Here is a 15,375-nt window from a genome sequence, read left to right as displayed (position 1 = left end):
ATCGCCGTATCGCATACAGCTCAGCAGACTCGACGACGGGTTACCGAGACGATCACCCGCAAGCGTCACAGTGGATCTGCGCCAGACCCCCAACCCGAAAGGTGTCTAGACGTCACAGCGGATCGACTCATCGGTTCGCCTCCGCCGTCTGTCGGGCAGCGGCGCGGCGGGCGGTGATGAGGGCGCCGAAGTCGCGGATGTCGATCGGGATGGCTCCGGCGTGGATGGCGCGGATGCGCATCGTGTCGACGACGTCGTAGTGGTAGTGGACGCAGACGCCGTCGGGGGCGGGGCAGGTGGCGTAGCGGCAGCGGGCCTGGAACCAGGCCGGGCGCAGGCGGAGCCGGGCGGCGAAGGTCTGCAACTCGTCAGGGGTGTCGGCGGTGAGGTGCGACCAGCGGCCGGTGAGGCGGCCGACGGTGGCGGGGCAGCGGTAGTTGTCGACGTAGACGGTCACGGTGTTGGTGCTCCTGTCGGGTGTTGGTGGGGGTCGGCTCGTCGGCCGGGGCCGTGCCCGAAACAGGGTGTGTTTCGGGCACGACGCTCAATCGGCGAGACGCGTCAGCGGGCGGCCTTCACAGGTCGGCCGTTGGCGGTCGGGAGGGGTGTGGTGGGGTTGTCCGGGCCGAGGTTGAGCACGGCCAGGGCTTGGGTTGCCTGTTCGGAGTTCACCCGTAGGCGGGCGGCGAGCTGGTTCGCGGTGATCGGGGTGCCGTTTTCGGTGCGGTACTGCGCGGCGGTCTCACGGGCCTTGGCGAGCAGGGCCGGGTCGGCGGGCAGCGGCAGGGGCAGCTGTGCGGGCTTCGGCTCGGTGACAGGGGTGTCGGCCGCGGAAGCGGCCAGCGGCCTTACCGGGGCGGTCGGCGCGGTCTTGCGCGGTCGGGGCTTGGAGACGCCCGCGGTAGCCGGCCGGGTGGCGGTCGGTCGCGGCGGGATGCTCGTCGGGCTGGGGGTGACCCGGGCGGCAACCTCGGCCGGGGTCGGCACGGGTTCGGTCCGGGTGCCCGGCACGGGTTCCGGCGTCGTCGTCGGTTCCTCAGTCGGTCGGGGGTCTGCCGGTCGTGGCGCGGTGATGCTGGGCGCCGGGACGGTGGGCAGGGTCGAGACGGCGACCGTGATGGGGGTCGCGGCAGGGGCGGGCACGGTCGGCTTGGTGGCCGGTGTGGTGCCGGAGGCGACGGTGGTGCGGTCGGTCTCGCGGCGGATCAGGGCGCGCATGTGTACGGCCAGGGCGGCGACGGCCGGAGGCAAGGCTCCGACGACCGCGGCCAGGACCACGCGCCATGACTGGTTGGTTTCGGATTGGGTCATGAGCAGGTGGTAGGCGGACTGGGCGGCGACGCCGATGCCCGCTGCACCGTAGGTGTTCTTCTTGGCGAACTCGGCGACCGTCGCCGGGACGTTCGACATCCACAGCACCAGGGCGACGACGACGTAGCCGTCGATCGCGACCGGCATCAGCCACGCCACCTTCAGGGTGACGCCGATGACGGGAAGTGTTGCGGCGCTGGTGAATCCGGCGAGGACCGCCATCGCGATCCAGGTGGAGGCCGACAGGGCGAACGAGGCCGCAAGGACCGCCCAGGAGGCGATCGACGCGAGCCGGGGTTCCCCGCTGCGGCCGACAGTTTTCGGGATAGTGGTCAACGCCCTCACCAGCCCACGGCAGTGAGGAGCGCGGTGAGTGCGGCGCAGGCCAGAGCGGCGCCGAGCAGGTCGACGGCCAGGCGGATACGCCGGTACTTGGTTCGGGCGCTGCGCGAGAGCAGCGCGACGCGGGTGAGCTGGTCGTGCCGCTGATCCAGGAAGTGCTCGTGCAGGGTCAGCAGGTCGTATAGCTCGTGATCGGTGGTGGTTTGCGCCCAGCGGATGAAGCCGTGGTCGCCGCGCAGGTCGGGCCGGATGGCCAGGCCGAGCTGTACCAGCGCCCCGAGGACGAAGGTGGCAGCCATGACGCGGGTGACGACGGCAGCACCGTGCAGGTGCGCCTGAGATGCCAGTGCGGTGCCGCCGGTGAGGGCGGCCAGGGACAGCCCGGACAGGATCGACGCTTTAGTGTCGGCGCGACCGATCTGGGTTTGCACTTCGGCGAGCGCTTCGGGGAACTCGACAGTCGTCATCGGGTACCCCCGGCCGGGACCGTCTGCTGCCGCAGCAGCTGGTAGCCCATGACCAGAGCGCGGGCGTAGCCCTCGCCGCGCAGGAACCGCTCCGCTGCGGCAACCGAAGGAAAATCGCTGCCGGTCGACGCGTTCGCCACCCCTCCCTTCTCCCGCGGGGACACGAGACTCCCACACTGCCAGGACGGTACTCACACAAGATCGCTGGCCCGCACCACGCTGACCGGCGATACAGGCGATCGAATCACCGTGGGACCCCTTTGTTCCCCGTCAATGACCCGCCGATCTGGCACGGATCTGGCACAAGCGCGGGCGTAGCGATCCTCGTTCGGACGCGTTCCTTGATCCCTCGCATGTAAGTCCTGGGCGACTCGTCCGGCAGCGTCTCCGCGACTTCGTGACCTCGGAATCCTGTCCGGCACCGCTTCGCTATGGCCGCGATCATCTGGGCCGCTTGCCGTCACAGGGGTCGATCGTTCAGGTGCCGCTCCCGTGTAGTGCCGCACTTCTACGCTGGATATGTGGTTCTCTCGATGGTCTATGACGTCAACGTTTCGCACGACTGGTTCGACATCCTCAGCCTCATCGCTGGTTTCGGCGGGCTAGCTGCAGCCCTCGTGGCCCTAAAACAGGCGAGAAGAGCCCAACACACCGCCAACCACGCAATCACTGACGAACGGCGGCGTCAGTTCGAGCTGGAGATTTTGCGGGATCTTGCGAAGGATCTCGACGCAGGGTTGGCCAAGGAAGTATGGAGTCGCCCCACGTTACTTATCGATTACGCGATCCGGCTGGATCTACTCTCAACGCGTCTACAGTTTTGGGGCAAGATCGCCGTACTCAAGGACTATCACGAGGTCTCGGCAGCAGTGGGGATGCCGGAATATAGCCAGTCTGAGCGAGATCGCGCAGCAGTGGCAGATGATGTCCGCGTGGTCCAATCCGCGTCTCAGGCATGGGTGAACATCCGCGAGACCGAGTTGGCATGGGAGCAACTCGGACCGGTCGACCCGGAAGACCGGACGATGCAGATAGCTCGCCAGCAACAAACGGAGATCACCCAACATACGTTGCAAAGCATCAAGAGATGGGTGCCGAACCCCCCGGCGTTTACGGAGGCCCAAGCCTGGCATGCCGTAGAAGATCGGTTGAAGGAACTCATTCAGGAACTAGACGTTAAGGCGCAGGAGGCCGGGGAACGGATGGGTCGTTTGCGTAGCGAAGTCCAGGCTGAGTTACGCCGGCGTCTGGTGTGGGATGTCGATCAGGCGATTAAGTCTCGCGTGGATGCGCGTCAACATGAACGTGCTGGCTGGTGGGGCCTCGTGAGGCAATGGTGGAAGTAGTCACATCCTCGTCATACAAGAGTCGCCATGACGATCTTCCGCGAAGTCATGCGACCACTGCAACTTGGTAACCGATCAGAGCCGCCGTATGGATGGAACATCGCAATGATGGAGCTGATCGTCCAGAAGTGACCGGCTAAATCACCGCTCTATGCTGCGAGCAAACCAATGTATGCGCAGGCCCGGAATTTTTAACCTCTGGATAGGCTCCAAACAGATTTACGACGAGCGCGTCCCTAGACCCCCGGATCCGCCCACTCGCTACGGCTCAGCCGGATCGGGTCATACGTTCGGCCGAAGTGGCCTGGCGCATGAGGATCCGCGACGAGTTGCCCGAGACTGCCCTCTAGCGTGGACGGAGGTCCGTCGTCTACTTTGGCAGCCACCCGCAGAGCTGGGGCGCCAAAGACCGACCGAGAGGGCAAATACCGTGGCTACTGAGCTGACGCATAAAGCAGAGTTGCGAGCGCAAAAAGCGCAGGAGTTCGAAGCGTTCGGCGGCCTGAACTTGAGACATATCAAGAGCCAAATTTACGAACTGCTGCGCCACATCGGCGAGAACGGCATATTTGAAACATACACGCGCCACGATTCAGCGCATATAGAAGCGATGCTGGCAATGGCTGACTGGATCGTGCCGGAGGACACGACGGAGCAACTCACCTCCGCTGATTGGTTACTGATCGTACTCAGTATCTACCTTCACGATCTTGGCATGCTAGTTACCCGTGAAGAGTTCCAGGCAAGGGAAACCTCCACCTTCCCTGAGTATCGACGTGTGCATCTAGAGTCGAACGATGCCGACGGACGTGACTATACCGAGAAGGTGAAACGTTTGCCTCCTGAGGAACGCGAGCGTTTCCTCTATCAAGAGTTCGTACGAAGGTTCCACGCCAACCGTATCCGAGCGTGGATCGACGGAGCCCAGTCCAAGAAGTTAGGTGCAGCCGATCAGACCATCGCCGAAATAGCAAAATTGCTCGAACCGCTCGGAACGGTATTCAGAAACGATCTAGGTCTAGTCTGTGAAAGTCACCACGAGAACGATCTGGATGATCTGGAAAAGTATCCAGTTCGGAGGCACTACGGAGCGCTCCCTGGCGAGACCGCCAACATCCAGTATGCTGCAATCGTCCTCCGGACGGTCGACCTGCTTCAAGTCACGCGTGACCGTACGCCTTCGATTGCCTTCCGTGTTTTGAACCCGGCTGATCCGACGAGCCAAGAGGAATGGGCCAAGCAGCTCGCCGTCCGAGCCATAACGGAACAGCCCAAGAAGGATCGTGACGGGAACGTCGACCTGGCACTGCAGCCGGATACGGTCGAAATCCACGCGCACTTTGATCAAGAAGATGGCTTCTTCGCGCTAACAAGCTATCTTGCATACGCGCGCGAGCAGCTCGAACAGAGCTATCGTTGGGCGCGTGAATCTCGTCGTCAGCATGGCTCGAGGTACGAATTTCCTTGGCGCAACATCGATGAATCTCAAATAAGTACCAAGGACTTTTTGCCAAAACAATATGGCTTCGACATCGATCAAGGAAAAGTGCTCGACCTTCTGACGGGACACACGCTCTATAATGACAGCAGCGTGGTGCTTCGGGAATTAACACAGAACGCCGTCGATGCAGTAAGACTTCAGCACAGCGGAGCCGACGGCCTCCCATCTTCGGTCAATGCCGGCGAGGTAAAAATCCGCTGGGATAGCAGGCTTCGCGTCCTCGAAGTCCAAGACAACGGCACTGGAATGACTCAGCGAATGATCGAAGACAATTTCTTGAAGGTGGGATCAAGCCGATATCGCGACGAGCAGTTCGTAAAGCAGTACCCTCGGTTCTCACCAATTAGCAGGTTCGGCATTGGAGTTCTTTCGACCTTCATGCTGGCGGACTCGGTCGAGGTCATAACGTCACACCCGGACGAACCCCAGGCTCGCCAGATTTCGCTACGTTCGGTGCATGGGAAATACCTAATCCGGCTACTTGATAAAGAGTCTCAGATTCCAGAGGGGATTCGCAGCAACGGTACACTCGTTCGTCTCACAATACGGGCCAGCGCGGAGTTGGGTAACGTACTCGAACTGGCCCAGAAATGGTTCGTTATACCTAGATGTAAGCTTTCGGTGCAAATAGACGATGCCGATCCCCGGCTCATCGGTTATGAGAATCTAGCTGCAGCTCTTGAAGAACCAGTTAGATCTCAAGTTAGCAGCAAGGCCGGTAAGGTGGAAATCCGCGAAGGCGAGATTGACGGCGTAAGTATCGCGTATGCAGTAAGGTGGTCGCGGTATTTCAACGATTGGACTTTTGTCTCCGCGCGATCCGCCGGCTCAAATTCGGAGTTGGAATGGCAACTTGGGACGTGTATCGAGGGCGTGCGTGTAAAGGGAGGAACGCCTGGCTTCCGCGACGTCGGCATCATCGCTATAGCGAACGCCAGCGGGCCCAACAGCCCTCGCACTAACGTTGCGCGATCGGGCATAGACGATACAGTCGAGTACGTAAAGATGTTGGATCGACTCGCCCAGCTGTATTTCAGACATGTAGTAGATGAGGTTCGGCTCCTTGAAAGTCAACGTGGCTACTCTGCTGCTAAGGCAGCAAACGAGGGCCGCTTGATAACGGAAGATCTGCTGTTTGGCTTCGAAGTGGCGGGTAATTCTCCAAACCGGAGTTGGAACAAAATAATCCCTGATGCCTTCGCCAGGGCGCTACGGATTGCGCCTATCTTCGTTGTAGAAGCCGAAGGTCTACGGACGGTCGAAACACTCGAAGATCTAGCTCGCCGTGATTCTTTGATATCGATCACCGATCCGACGGTAACGCGGGCTGATAGTCTTGTACGCCAACTGCCGGGCAACAAGTCCTTAACGCAGCTAGCTGCTGCGCTGCCAGAATTAGTGTTGGACCTTCCCGATGAGCCTATGATTGTGGGCCCTCTAACCGGTGCAGCTGGCCATGCATTGGAAATCGAGTGGGAACCTACCCACATCGGGGCGTCACTCGGTACTCCGCCGAGGCTCACAACTAGATGGGCTAAGCGGCAATCGCCACCTTCATGGAGAACGGCAACCCCTGACCGCCGGCTCGTCGCCGTGTTCGACCAGGTGGAACGATTCGGGGCGTCTGGTCGTCGGCACCGCATCCTTTACTACCCTACCACCAAGGACGTTCACATAAGCGGACTCGACGACTACGACGCTGTCCGGCGAGACGATTGCATCTATCTCTTGCCGGATAGGCAATGGTTGGGGCTGATTGGATCTGAGAGCACGGACGACTTCTTGAAACTGCCCACTGTCCAACGGGATATTGTTGCGTACGTCGCCGCTGTCTTCCTAAGAAGCCCTGCGATCGGTGAAGACAGTGACGTCTCGGATTACATGCGAAAAACGGCTGTAGACGTGGTCAAAGAAGGCTTCGTGTCAAATGTGATCTCACACGAGAATTTGGTTAAATCCCTCGTTAATGGACCTTGGCGGACTTTCGATGTCCTGCAATGGGAAAGTAGAAGCGGAACCCTTTGGCTATGACGGCTCCGCGTAGTGCTGGCACGAGCAATTCCGGTTCCATCGATTCTATCCAACGACTTGTGGAGACGAGCCTCTCAGAGAGTATTTCTTGGTACCAGAATCACAAGAAGTGGCCCAGGCGATTTCATCGGATCAGCACAATGTTATTGATAGTCAGCGGGGCAACAATTCCTATTCTATCGGCAGCTTCGGTGTCGTGGGCGCGGGTTACGGTAGCTGGCCTCGGCGTAGCGGTCACAGCACTTGCAGGGTTAAGTGCCTCCTACCGCTGGGACCGTACGTGGCAAGTCTTTTCGGATGCCCAGTTCGAGCTGGAAGACTTGGCGTCGAGGTGGGAACTGCAAAAGACTTACCTCCTTGGCTCTGAGTTGGAACCTCGCGTCGTTTTAGACAGTTTGCAGAGGTTGGCTACAGAGATTACGAACGAGGCGCGACACGTTCGCGCCGCTGAGCGTGGGAGCTTCTTCGGAGCCAGCCGGGACGAGGAAATGAACTCTGCGGGTCCCTAACGCCAGAAATCTCATGGTCCGCACCAATCTCGCCGTAATCCTTCGCTGCTGCGCTGCAATTAGCAGTCACGAACTCCAACCGACAACCGGTGAGAACTTTCTCTACATCTTCAAGGCGGCCCTCCGGGCCGCACGCGAGCTTAACCTGCCGGCCGACCGCGCCTTGCCGCTCCGCTCTCGGCGCGGACCGGCAGTTGTCACCGCGACACCGCCGGACACGCCGAAGCCCGGACGCACCCAAGGAGCTGGGCATGTCCGGGCTTCGGGCAGTCTTCAGGCAACGCCACCTTCGTCGGTGGACTGCAGAGGGAGTGCCCCTATCCGACCGAGCAAGCGGGCTACGGTCGCGCCTATCTCCGTGAGGCTGTAGCTGGTCGGGAGCCGCGGCAAAGGCTTACTCCTTGTCTGTTCCGCATTATGTAGTTCGTTTCTCTCCCTGTCGGAAAGGTGTTGCTGGCTACGGTCAACAGCTTCGATGAATTCGAGCTTGATCAGCTTGCGTACGAGGATAGGCGCAACGTGAGCGATTCCTCTGTCCCGCTTCGCAATGTTCTCCACTCGGAATTGCTCCCCCGCCTTCGTCGCCGCCGCTAAGCATCGCGCATCGACTCCTTCGAAATCCTCCAAAAGAGCAATCAGCATCCGCATCTCGTCAGCCCTGGACCCGTCCTTCGCGCCGACCACAAAAGCGCGCGCCAGAACCCTAATTTTCCACTCGTCGCCCGTCGCCGTTGATGCACCGACAGCCTCACCCAGGAGCTGCCGCGTCTTCCGGGTAGAGTGCGCTCCCGCCGCGAGCTCGTCGACAGTCGTGCCGCTCTCCGACTCGACGGCTTCCTTGAATTGCTGGGCACCTTCCGCAGCCCAGAGACGGTAGACCAACGACACAGACTCCTCTACGACAGAGCCTGCCAGTGCGCTGGCGGGAACAGCTACGGCGCCGAGCTCAGGCCGCTTGAGCACAGCTGCGGCGACTGTTAGCAGTGCTGCAACCGCAGGTGCCACAGTGTTCCCAGCCGCACGTTGGACAATCGCAACTGCGCGATCCTGGATTTCCCCCACGCGCTTCATTCTGCTCTGCCAGCGCCAGCGATCCGTCCTCCGCCACCAGGGCCGGCGCCTCCGGCGGGTAGGGCCTCCGGCCCTACGACCCGGACAGGGCCTCCGGCGGCCGGGGCTTCACGCCCCTGGACCCCGGCAGCTCTGGGATGCCCAGCCGTCCACCGCGACCCGCCGCACACCAGAGGCGACCAGACCGCGCCCGGGCGGGCAAGGTCGTTCGTCCGGTAGGGCGCTCCACCTTGCCCGCCCGGGCGCGGCCCGGCTGGGCGTTGCCTGCGCGACGGGATGCCCGCACTGAAGGTGCACACCCCTGCTGGGAGAAATCGGGGAGACGATCTTGCAATCGGGAGCTTTGCCGACCCCAGCAAACCGACGAAGACCAACATCCTGACCAGGGCGTATAGCCGGACACCCATGTCACGAGTCGACCTTGACCTAGTTGACACGGAAGAGGTCATCGGTTCGGGACAGACACCGAGGCACCGCTGTCCGACGTGGAGCGCGTCGGGCCGTCTCTGGGCCGTCCGGGCCGTCAACGGGCCGTCAAACGACGACCAACGTCGACCAACGACGCCTAGCACTGACGTTCTAAACGCCTGCTCAGCGACGGTACACAGCGCCGCCATCAGCACCTCGATCAGGTGGTAGCGGTGAACATGCACTTCAGCAGCACCAACAAGTGATGAGTAGGTCATCTGTCGAAACGCAGGCAGGTCTTCACACCAGTGAGCTGGACGCCGGCCTGGTGCAACGCCGGATGCCACGCGCTGGCGGCGAACATGTGCTGCTTGACCACGGGTGTCGTGACTGGTCGTGAAGATCAACGGCTATGTCAGGAGCTCGCCGTTCACCGGGTTTCCCACGGAAGAGCTGTCTGTGTGGGCCGAAACCGAAGGCAGCGGGACGGTAGCCGGAGCACGGCGTCGAGGCGGCGGAAACGGGTTCGTCCGATCCACGATGGAGTAGCCGACACGTCCTTGATCGCGCGCAGGCCGAGCTTGCCCCGCCGGCGCCGTGTTCGGTGATGTCCGCCGGCCAGAACCGATTCTCATACCTGAACCGCCGACACAGTAGTCGGGGTCGCCGAATCTCGTCGTTCCGCCTAGCCTGTCCACAATGTAAGCCGACCTCCGTCTGATCGGCAGCGGAGGCGGTCGGCAGGTGAACGGGGAGGACGACGAATGACCGTCAAGCGAAGGCTCGTCGCGGGGCTGGCCACCTGTCTGCTGTCGATCGGAGCCGGCGCCCTCGCGGCGACGACTCCAGCTCAGGCGGCGCTGGGGAACTGTCCGATACTTGGGTTCAAGGCATTCTGCCTGTACTCCGACGTGGCCTATCAAAGCCCCGTCACCTACGTCTGGGGGGATACCGCCCGCAACACCTGCATTTCTGTGGTGGACGACGGGGTCACCAACAGCGTGTGGAACGCGACCGGCACGAGGTGGTATCTGTTCCACACCACCACTTGCAACGGCTCTCACGCGGAGATCGCCCCCAACAGCGCTGGCCGCCTCCCGGCCGGCTATGACAACGGGTCGACCCATGCCGTCATGCGGACCAGCACAACGAGCTGATCTCAAGATCAAGCCATGATGCAGCGCCTGGATGAGAGTAGGTCCGTTCGCTCACGAAATGCGGGTTCAGCGACTCCTTGGGACTCGCAGCAGAGAGCAGCCGATGCTCAACCATCCCGTCACCCTCGACCCGCCCGGCGTGGGAGCGGGACACCCCCGCCGCCCGCCGCGTCAACAAGGCCGGTGGGCGGAGATGAAGGGTGACGGGGTGCGCGGCCATCCAGCAGCGTTCGGGCTGCTCGGATCCTTTTGAATCCGCATGCGAGCTCGACTGGAGAGGGGCCGAATGCCCTAATGCGACGGACCGGCTGGATTCCGCCCTCGAACAGGGCGAGAGGTCCGACCAGGCTGGGACTTCGGGCGGTCGCAGGCTCCGCGACAGACAATAATCAAGAAGACTTGATCGCCCTGCACGAGGCCGAGTGAAGCCCGTTTCGACGTTACTTGTCCCTCATGGACTGCTGGTAGACGTCGGCGTAGGTGCGCGAGTCCTTGACCAGGTCGTCGGAGAAGGCGGCGACGTCGGTGCCGATGAGTTCCACGACGCCCTTGCCCGCCGCGACGCCCTCCTCGAAGAAGTCGACGATCCCGGGCAGCAGGCGGCCGTCGGCCAGGTCGACGGGCCCGACCTTGAACAGGTACCTCTGAATCTCCTTGTAGACGATCTGGTAGTCCGGCGGCAGCGCCTTGACCCGGGTCACGTGCGCCCGCCACTGCTTCTTGCCTTCGATGATGTCCTGAATGCCCACGTCAGCCTCCCAGCCGAGCCAGTTTGCGGGCGACGTTCCGGTTCAACTGCTCGCGCCACCGGTCCCGGTAGGTCCGGGCGCCCGCCCCGCCGGCCAGCGCCGCGCAGAAGCCGGGGATGTCGTCGCCGAGCACCTCGTCGATGCTCTGCCCGTCCGTCGATGCCTCTTCGAGCAGCCCCAGAGCGGCGTCGACGATCGGCGTCAGGTTGCGGCCGGTGAAGCTGCCGTACGGGAAAAGGCTGCCCTTGATCTGTTCCCACGCCGCCCGGTAGTCGGCCGGCAGGGCCGCGGCCCGGGCTTCGAACGCCTTCCACTCCCTGGTGAGGTCGCTGCCGGTGATGGTCTCCCAGAAGCTCATTGTGCGCCCTCCTTGAGCTTGTCGATGCGCGACGAGACGTACTGCCATTTCGCCCAGAACGTCGCGAGCTCCTCGCGCCCGGCGTCGTTGAGCGCGTAGAACTTGCGCGGCGGTCCGACTTCGGACGGTCGCTTCGTCACGTGCACGAGTCCGTTCCTCTCCAGCCGCAACAGGATCGTGTAGACCGTTCCTTCGATGACATCGGTGAAGCCGAGTTCGTTGAGCCGGCGCGTGATGGCGTACCCGTAGGTCTCCTGGCCGGCGATGATCTCCAGCACGCAGCCCTCGAGCGTGCCCTTCAGCATCTCCGTCAGGTCGTCCATCCCTGCTCCCCGGTACCTCGTACCACTGAGTACCGCTATACGGTAACACCGAGTACCGGGCGCCGCTATCCCCCGGGCCCTACGATGGTCCGGTGGAGGAGATCGACCTGTGCACCGCCGACGGACGCCGCCTGCACGCCTACTCGCACGGCGGCGGCCGCCGTACCGTCATGTGGCATCACGGCACCCCTAACATCGGTACGCCTCCGGCGCCCCTTTTCGAAGCCGCGGAGAGGCTCGGCGTGCGGTTCATCGGTTACGACCGTCCCGGGTACGGCGGATCGACCGCCCGCCCCGGCCGCAGCATCGCCACCGCGGCCGAAGATGCCGCAGCCGTGGCGGACGCCCTCGGCGTCGACCGCTTCGCCGTCCTGGGCCACTCCGGCGGCGGCCCGCACGCCCTCGCCTGTGCCGTCCTGCTCAGTAACCGCATCACCGCGGCCGTCAGCATCTCCGGGCTCGCCCCGTTCACCGGCGACGACTGGTTCACCGGCATGGGCCCGTCCAGCGAAGCCTCACTCCGCGCCGCCACCCGGGGCCGCGAGGCCAAGGAGGCGCACGAACGCACCGAGGCCGCCCCCGACTTCATCGACCGGGACTGGGCGGCCCTCGAAGGCCCGTGGGGCTGGTTCGGCAGCGTCGTCGCCCCGGCGGTGGCCAACGGCCCCGGGCCGCTGATCGACGACGACCTGGCCTACGTCAACCCGTGGGGCTTCGACCCGGCCGACGTCCGCGTTCCCACCCTGCTGGTCCACGGCACCGCCGACCGCATGGTCCCCGCCCAGCACAGCGAGCGCCTGGCCAAGCTGATCCCGAACGCCCAGCTGCGATTGGAAGACGCGCAGGGCCACATCTCGGTGCTGAGAACCGCCGAGGACGCCCTCTACTTCTCGTCGGCCGGAAGCTGACGCCCCAGGCCGTACGTGGTCCCCGCCCGGTCCCGTTCCAGCCATCCGGTCTCCACCAGCATCCGGCGGGCGCCGGCCACGTCGTCGGTCACCGCGGACAGCCGCCGGTTGATCTCGGCCTCTTCGTAGAGCCCGTCCAGGTCGAGGAACCGGGCCAGCAGCTCACCCATCAGCTCCGACCGGTCGCTCATCGTCGGCGGCAGCTCCTTGACCCGCCCATGAGCGAAGTTCGGCTTCAACTCCGGGTACGCCACCAGAAGCCGCGAGATCGGCTGCTCCTTCTCGATGTCGTACGCCGCTTCCCGAAGCCCGTCGAGCCGCGCCCGGTAGACCCCGTTGCCCGTTCCGGTGGCCAGCCCGATGCCACGCAGCCGCGAGCACGCATCACCCACCCGGGTGACCGGCATGTCCAGCGCCGACGCCATCGCCGCGATCGTCGCACCCTCATCTCCCCGCCTGGCCAGCTCGGCCAGCACGGCCAGCCGGTCGGGATGCGAGAGGTGGGTCAGGACCTGGGCGGCACGGGCGGCGGCAACGGACATCCGATCAACGTAGAACGCCTCGGGGCCCGCCCGCCACCCGAATCTCAACAGTCCGGAGGTGGCAGCGTGCCGTGTTCGACCACGTGCGCATAGATGGTTTCCAGCGCCGACGTCAGCGGCGGCACCAGTTCCGGCGGCAGGCCGCCGAAGAACAACTGACGGACTTGCGCCTCGTGCCCCGGCGCGGCCTCTTCCAGTACGCGCCGTCCACGCCAAGTCAGCGCCACCTCGGTCACCCGACGATCCGTCTGCGCCGGCGCGCTGGTCACGAGCGACCGCCCGGCCATCCGCTTCACGTGATGCGACAGCCGGCTGCGCTCCCAGCCGATCTTGTTGGCCAGCACACTGATCGGCAGCCGCTCCCCCGGCGACCCGACCAGCTCGGCCAGTACGTCGTAGTCGGCCGTGGACAGTTCACTGTCCGCCTGCAGCCGGCGGTTGACCTCATAGGACAACCTCAGCTGCACCTTGTTCCAGGCGAGCCAGGCCCGCTGCTCCCCGTCCCGCCAGATCGAGTCCCCGTGCGTGCCCATGGCGATCAGGATCCCATCCCGGACCACCTCCGTGGGGCCCCGACCGCCCTCCGTGGCTGCTCAGCGCGGCTCTGCGCGGGGCTCTCCCGTAGCGTGCGCCCCCGAAACCACGTCCCGACGCCGGACAGCGAAGTTGACGCCCCGGTGGTGCCGCCGCGAGAACCGCACCCTACGGAGCCGGCGCAGCGCACCCGCACCGCCGTCGAAAACCGCCGAAGGCCGTTGCCAACCACGCCGGACCGCCGCGCAAACCGCGCCGCCGCCGGCCAAACCCGCGCCGCTATCAGAACGCCGCCGCCGGGCACAGCCGCGGCGCAACCAGAACGCCGCCGCCGGGCCGAAAGCCGGCCGCCGGTTCCTAGAACGAGCGCCCCTGCCGGATCGCCTCGCCGGCGATCTCGATGTGGACCCGCTTGCCCACCAGCACTCCGCCGCGTTCGAGGGCGACGTTCCACAGCAGCCCGTAGCTCTCCCGGTCGATCTCCGCGGTCGCGCTGAAGCCGAAGATCTCGCGCCCGTCCGGGTCGCGGCGGGCGCCTCCGAAGTCGACCGTGAGGTCGGCCTGCTGGGTGACGTTCTTGATGGTCAGGTCGCCGGTGACCACGAAGCGGCCGGTGTCGCCGGTCGACGTGTCGGGCAGGGCGACCATCGACGCGCGGCGGGTGAGCGGGTTGTTGCGGAGCCGGGCCCACTTGAAGATGTCCTCGTCGCCGCCCAGCCATTTTATGCCGGTGCTGCGGTATTCGATCGTGTGGTAGTTGGCGGCGTCGAGGAAGTCGGGGCTTCGCAGGTGGGTGTCGCGGTCGCGATTGTTGGTGTCGATGGTGGCGGCCTGAATGGTCGCGTTGACCGTCGACTGCAATGGATCGTCAGCGATGGATATCGTGGCGGCGGCGATGCTGAACTCGCCGCGGACCGGGCTCACCATCATGTGCTGGGCGTGGAAGCCGACTCGCTTGTGGGCCTCGTCGAGCAGGTAGAGGCCGGGGTCCGGAATGGTGAGTCCGTTCCAGTGACGGATCGGGCGGTCGTTCAGCATCGGGATCCCACTCATCGCGGCGGCTCATTCCATTGGAGATCCTCAAGATCGTAACGGCCGATGATTTCCGCGAATTTGCCGTTGCGCGGTCGGGAGGTGACCGCCCGCACAAAGGACCGCAAATTATGGGGGACCGGCGGGTTATGCCCGATTCCTCAGCGAGAGCGAAATCATAGAGGTCGGTTCGGCGAAACCCGTCCGCCGAGCTGCTCGGCCACTTCGAGGTCGTTGCCCTCGAGCCAGGTCTCGGCGATCCGGCCGCCGGCCAGCCGGAAGATGATGATGCCGGTCTCGCGTACCTCCTGGTCGCGGGCGGGCAGGTCCAGGTAGCCGCCGCGGTACGTCGACCGGATGCTGTAGCGCACCACGACCCGGTCGCCGCTGGCGATCACGTCCTCGAGCGACGGATGCTGTTCGGCGAAGGTGGTCGGGTACCAGTCGAGCCAGTCGGCCAGCGTGGCGCGGTCGCCGCTGCCGCCGGGGCCATGCGCCACGTAGTCGTCGGTCACCAGGTCGTCGAGGCGGCGGGCGTCGCCGGTACGGCACATGTCGAACCACGTCGCGGCGATCTCGGTCGGGCTCATAGACGAATTCCTATGACACTTACCCGGTCGCCGACAAGCGGCCGTTGCGTGTCTCACCTTTCGGACATTGGGAACCATGGATGGGCGCGCGCCGGCGAAAGGACGCCGGCGCGGGGCGCACCCGGTGGATGTCGATGTCAGCCGCCGCACCCCGACCCCCGACCCTCGGCCCCTGAACGTGCGGGCTGGAGTGAGC

17 protein-coding genes are annotated in these 15,375 nt (G+C 64.1%); 5 read left to right on the top strand and 12 right to left on the bottom strand.

The window, feature by feature from the left end; all coding sequences use genetic code 11:
• Positions 1-127 precede the first annotated feature (127 nt).
• The 4 genes from ACIA5C_RS48140 to ACIA5C_RS48125 all read right to left on the bottom strand — a co-directional run bounded on the left by ACIA5C_RS48140 (position 128) and on the right by ACIA5C_RS48125 (position 2,260).
• Positions 128-457: a DUF4031 domain-containing protein gene (locus ACIA5C_RS48140; protein ID WP_396068035.1), complete on the bottom strand. Its 330-nt coding sequence runs from the start codon at positions 455-457 to the stop codon at positions 128-130.
• Between the two features lie 104 nt (positions 458-561).
• Entirely contained in the window at positions 562-1,647 is a 1,086-nt protein-coding gene (locus ACIA5C_RS48135; protein ID WP_396068033.1) for a hypothetical protein, read from the bottom strand.
• A gap of 5 nt (positions 1,648-1,652) precedes the next feature.
• The gene (locus ACIA5C_RS48130; RefSeq protein ID WP_396068031.1) at positions 1,653-2,120 is read right to left on the bottom strand and encodes a Pycsar system effector family protein; all 468 of its coding nucleotides are present in this window, start codon (positions 2,118-2,120) and stop codon (positions 1,653-1,655) included.
• Positions 2,117-2,260 (bottom strand): hypothetical protein, encoded by a 144-nt coding sequence (locus ACIA5C_RS48125; RefSeq protein ID WP_396068029.1) that lies wholly within the window; start codon positions 2,258-2,260, stop codon positions 2,117-2,119. Before ACIA5C_RS48125 ends, ACIA5C_RS48130 begins: the two co-directional genes overlap by 4 nt.
• Before the next feature lie 381 nt (positions 2,261-2,641).
• Here ACIA5C_RS48125 and ACIA5C_RS48120 point away from each other — a divergent pair, with 381 nt between their 5' ends.
• The 3 genes from ACIA5C_RS48120 to ACIA5C_RS48110 all read left to right on the top strand — a co-directional run bounded on the left by ACIA5C_RS48120 (position 2,642) and on the right by ACIA5C_RS48110 (position 7,507).
• The gene (locus ACIA5C_RS48120; RefSeq protein WP_396068027.1) at positions 2,642-3,466 is read left to right on the top strand and encodes a hypothetical protein; all 825 of its coding nucleotides are present in this window, start codon (positions 2,642-2,644) and stop codon (positions 3,464-3,466) included.
• 430 nt (positions 3,467-3,896) lie between these two features.
• Positions 3,897-6,998 carry an ATP-binding protein gene (locus tag ACIA5C_RS48115; protein WP_396068025.1) on the top strand — a complete coding sequence of 1,034 codons (3,102 nt, stop codon included), beginning with the start codon at positions 3,897-3,899 and terminating at the stop codon, positions 6,996-6,998.
• Positions 6,995-7,507, top strand: coding sequence for a DUF4231 domain-containing protein (locus ACIA5C_RS48110; protein ID WP_396068023.1), 513 nt, complete (start codon positions 6,995-6,997; stop codon positions 7,505-7,507). Before ACIA5C_RS48115 ends, ACIA5C_RS48110 begins: the two co-directional genes overlap by 4 nt.
• 273 nt (positions 7,508-7,780) lie before the next feature.
• On the opposite strand, the gene ACIA5C_RS48105 is transcribed toward ACIA5C_RS48110, so the two are convergent.
• The gene (locus tag ACIA5C_RS48105; protein WP_396068021.1) at positions 7,781-8,569 is read right to left on the bottom strand and encodes a hypothetical protein; all 789 of its coding nucleotides are present in this window, start codon (positions 8,567-8,569) and stop codon (positions 7,781-7,783) included.
• Between the two features lie 1,181 nt (positions 8,570-9,750).
• On the opposite strand from ACIA5C_RS48105, the gene ACIA5C_RS48100 reads away from it, so the two are divergent.
• Positions 9,751-10,143: a peptidase inhibitor family I36 protein gene (locus ACIA5C_RS48100; protein WP_396068019.1), complete on the top strand. Its 393-nt coding sequence runs from the start codon at positions 9,751-9,753 to the stop codon at positions 10,141-10,143.
• Between the two features lie 440 nt (positions 10,144-10,583).
• Here ACIA5C_RS48100 and ACIA5C_RS48095 read toward each other — a convergent pair whose 3' ends face one another.
• From ACIA5C_RS48095 to ACIA5C_RS48085, 3 genes are read right to left on the bottom strand one after another with little or no spacing between them, the layout of a single operon-like run.
• Positions 10,584-10,892 carry a DUF1048 domain-containing protein gene (locus ACIA5C_RS48095; protein ID WP_396068017.1) on the bottom strand — a complete coding sequence of 103 codons (309 nt, stop codon included), beginning with the start codon at positions 10,890-10,892 and terminating at the stop codon, positions 10,584-10,586.
• 1 nt (position 10,893) lies between these two features.
• Entirely contained in the window at positions 10,894-11,250 is a 357-nt protein-coding gene (locus ACIA5C_RS48090; RefSeq protein ID WP_396068015.1) for a DUF1048 domain-containing protein, read from the bottom strand.
• The gene (locus ACIA5C_RS48085) at positions 11,247-11,573 is read right to left on the bottom strand and encodes a PadR family transcriptional regulator (protein ID WP_396068013.1); all 327 of its coding nucleotides are present in this window, start codon (positions 11,571-11,573) and stop codon (positions 11,247-11,249) included. The genes ACIA5C_RS48090 and ACIA5C_RS48085 overlap by 4 nt, the downstream gene beginning before the upstream one ends.
• A 92-nt stretch (positions 11,574-11,665) precedes the next feature.
• Here ACIA5C_RS48085 and ACIA5C_RS48080 point away from each other — a divergent pair, with 92 nt between their 5' ends.
• Positions 11,666-12,481: an alpha/beta fold hydrolase gene (locus tag ACIA5C_RS48080; RefSeq protein ID WP_396068011.1), complete on the top strand. Its 816-nt coding sequence runs from the start codon at positions 11,666-11,668 to the stop codon at positions 12,479-12,481.
• On the opposite strand, the gene ACIA5C_RS48075 is transcribed toward ACIA5C_RS48080, so the two are convergent.
• The 4 genes from ACIA5C_RS48075 to ACIA5C_RS48060 all read right to left on the bottom strand — a co-directional run bounded on the left by ACIA5C_RS48075 (position 12,457) and on the right by ACIA5C_RS48060 (position 15,179).
• Positions 12,457-13,023 (bottom strand): DUF2087 domain-containing protein, encoded by a 567-nt coding sequence (locus ACIA5C_RS48075; RefSeq protein WP_396068009.1) that lies wholly within the window; start codon positions 13,021-13,023, stop codon positions 12,457-12,459. The genes ACIA5C_RS48080 and ACIA5C_RS48075 overlap by 25 nt on opposite strands.
• Before the next feature lie 44 nt (positions 13,024-13,067).
• Positions 13,068-13,556, bottom strand: coding sequence for a MarR family winged helix-turn-helix transcriptional regulator (locus ACIA5C_RS48070; protein ID WP_396068007.1), 489 nt, complete (start codon positions 13,554-13,556; stop codon positions 13,068-13,070).
• Positions 13,557-13,914: 358 nt separating this feature from the next.
• Positions 13,915-14,610 (bottom strand): YceI family protein, encoded by a 696-nt coding sequence (locus ACIA5C_RS48065; protein ID WP_396068005.1) that lies wholly within the window; start codon positions 14,608-14,610, stop codon positions 13,915-13,917.
• A 155-nt stretch (positions 14,611-14,765) separates the two neighbouring features.
• Positions 14,766-15,179 (bottom strand): ester cyclase, encoded by a 414-nt coding sequence (locus tag ACIA5C_RS48060; protein ID WP_396068003.1) that lies wholly within the window; start codon positions 15,177-15,179, stop codon positions 14,766-14,768.
• Between the last annotated feature and the right edge of the window lie 196 nt (positions 15,180-15,375).

Source organism: Actinoplanes sp. NPDC051343 (genome assembly GCF_044455125.1).
In the GTDB taxonomy this organism is placed as follows: domain Bacteria; phylum Actinomycetota; class Actinomycetes; order Mycobacteriales; family Micromonosporaceae; genus Actinoplanes.
The sequence above is the reverse complement of the archived record's forward strand: the minus strand, read 5'-3'. Positions and strand labels throughout refer to the sequence as shown.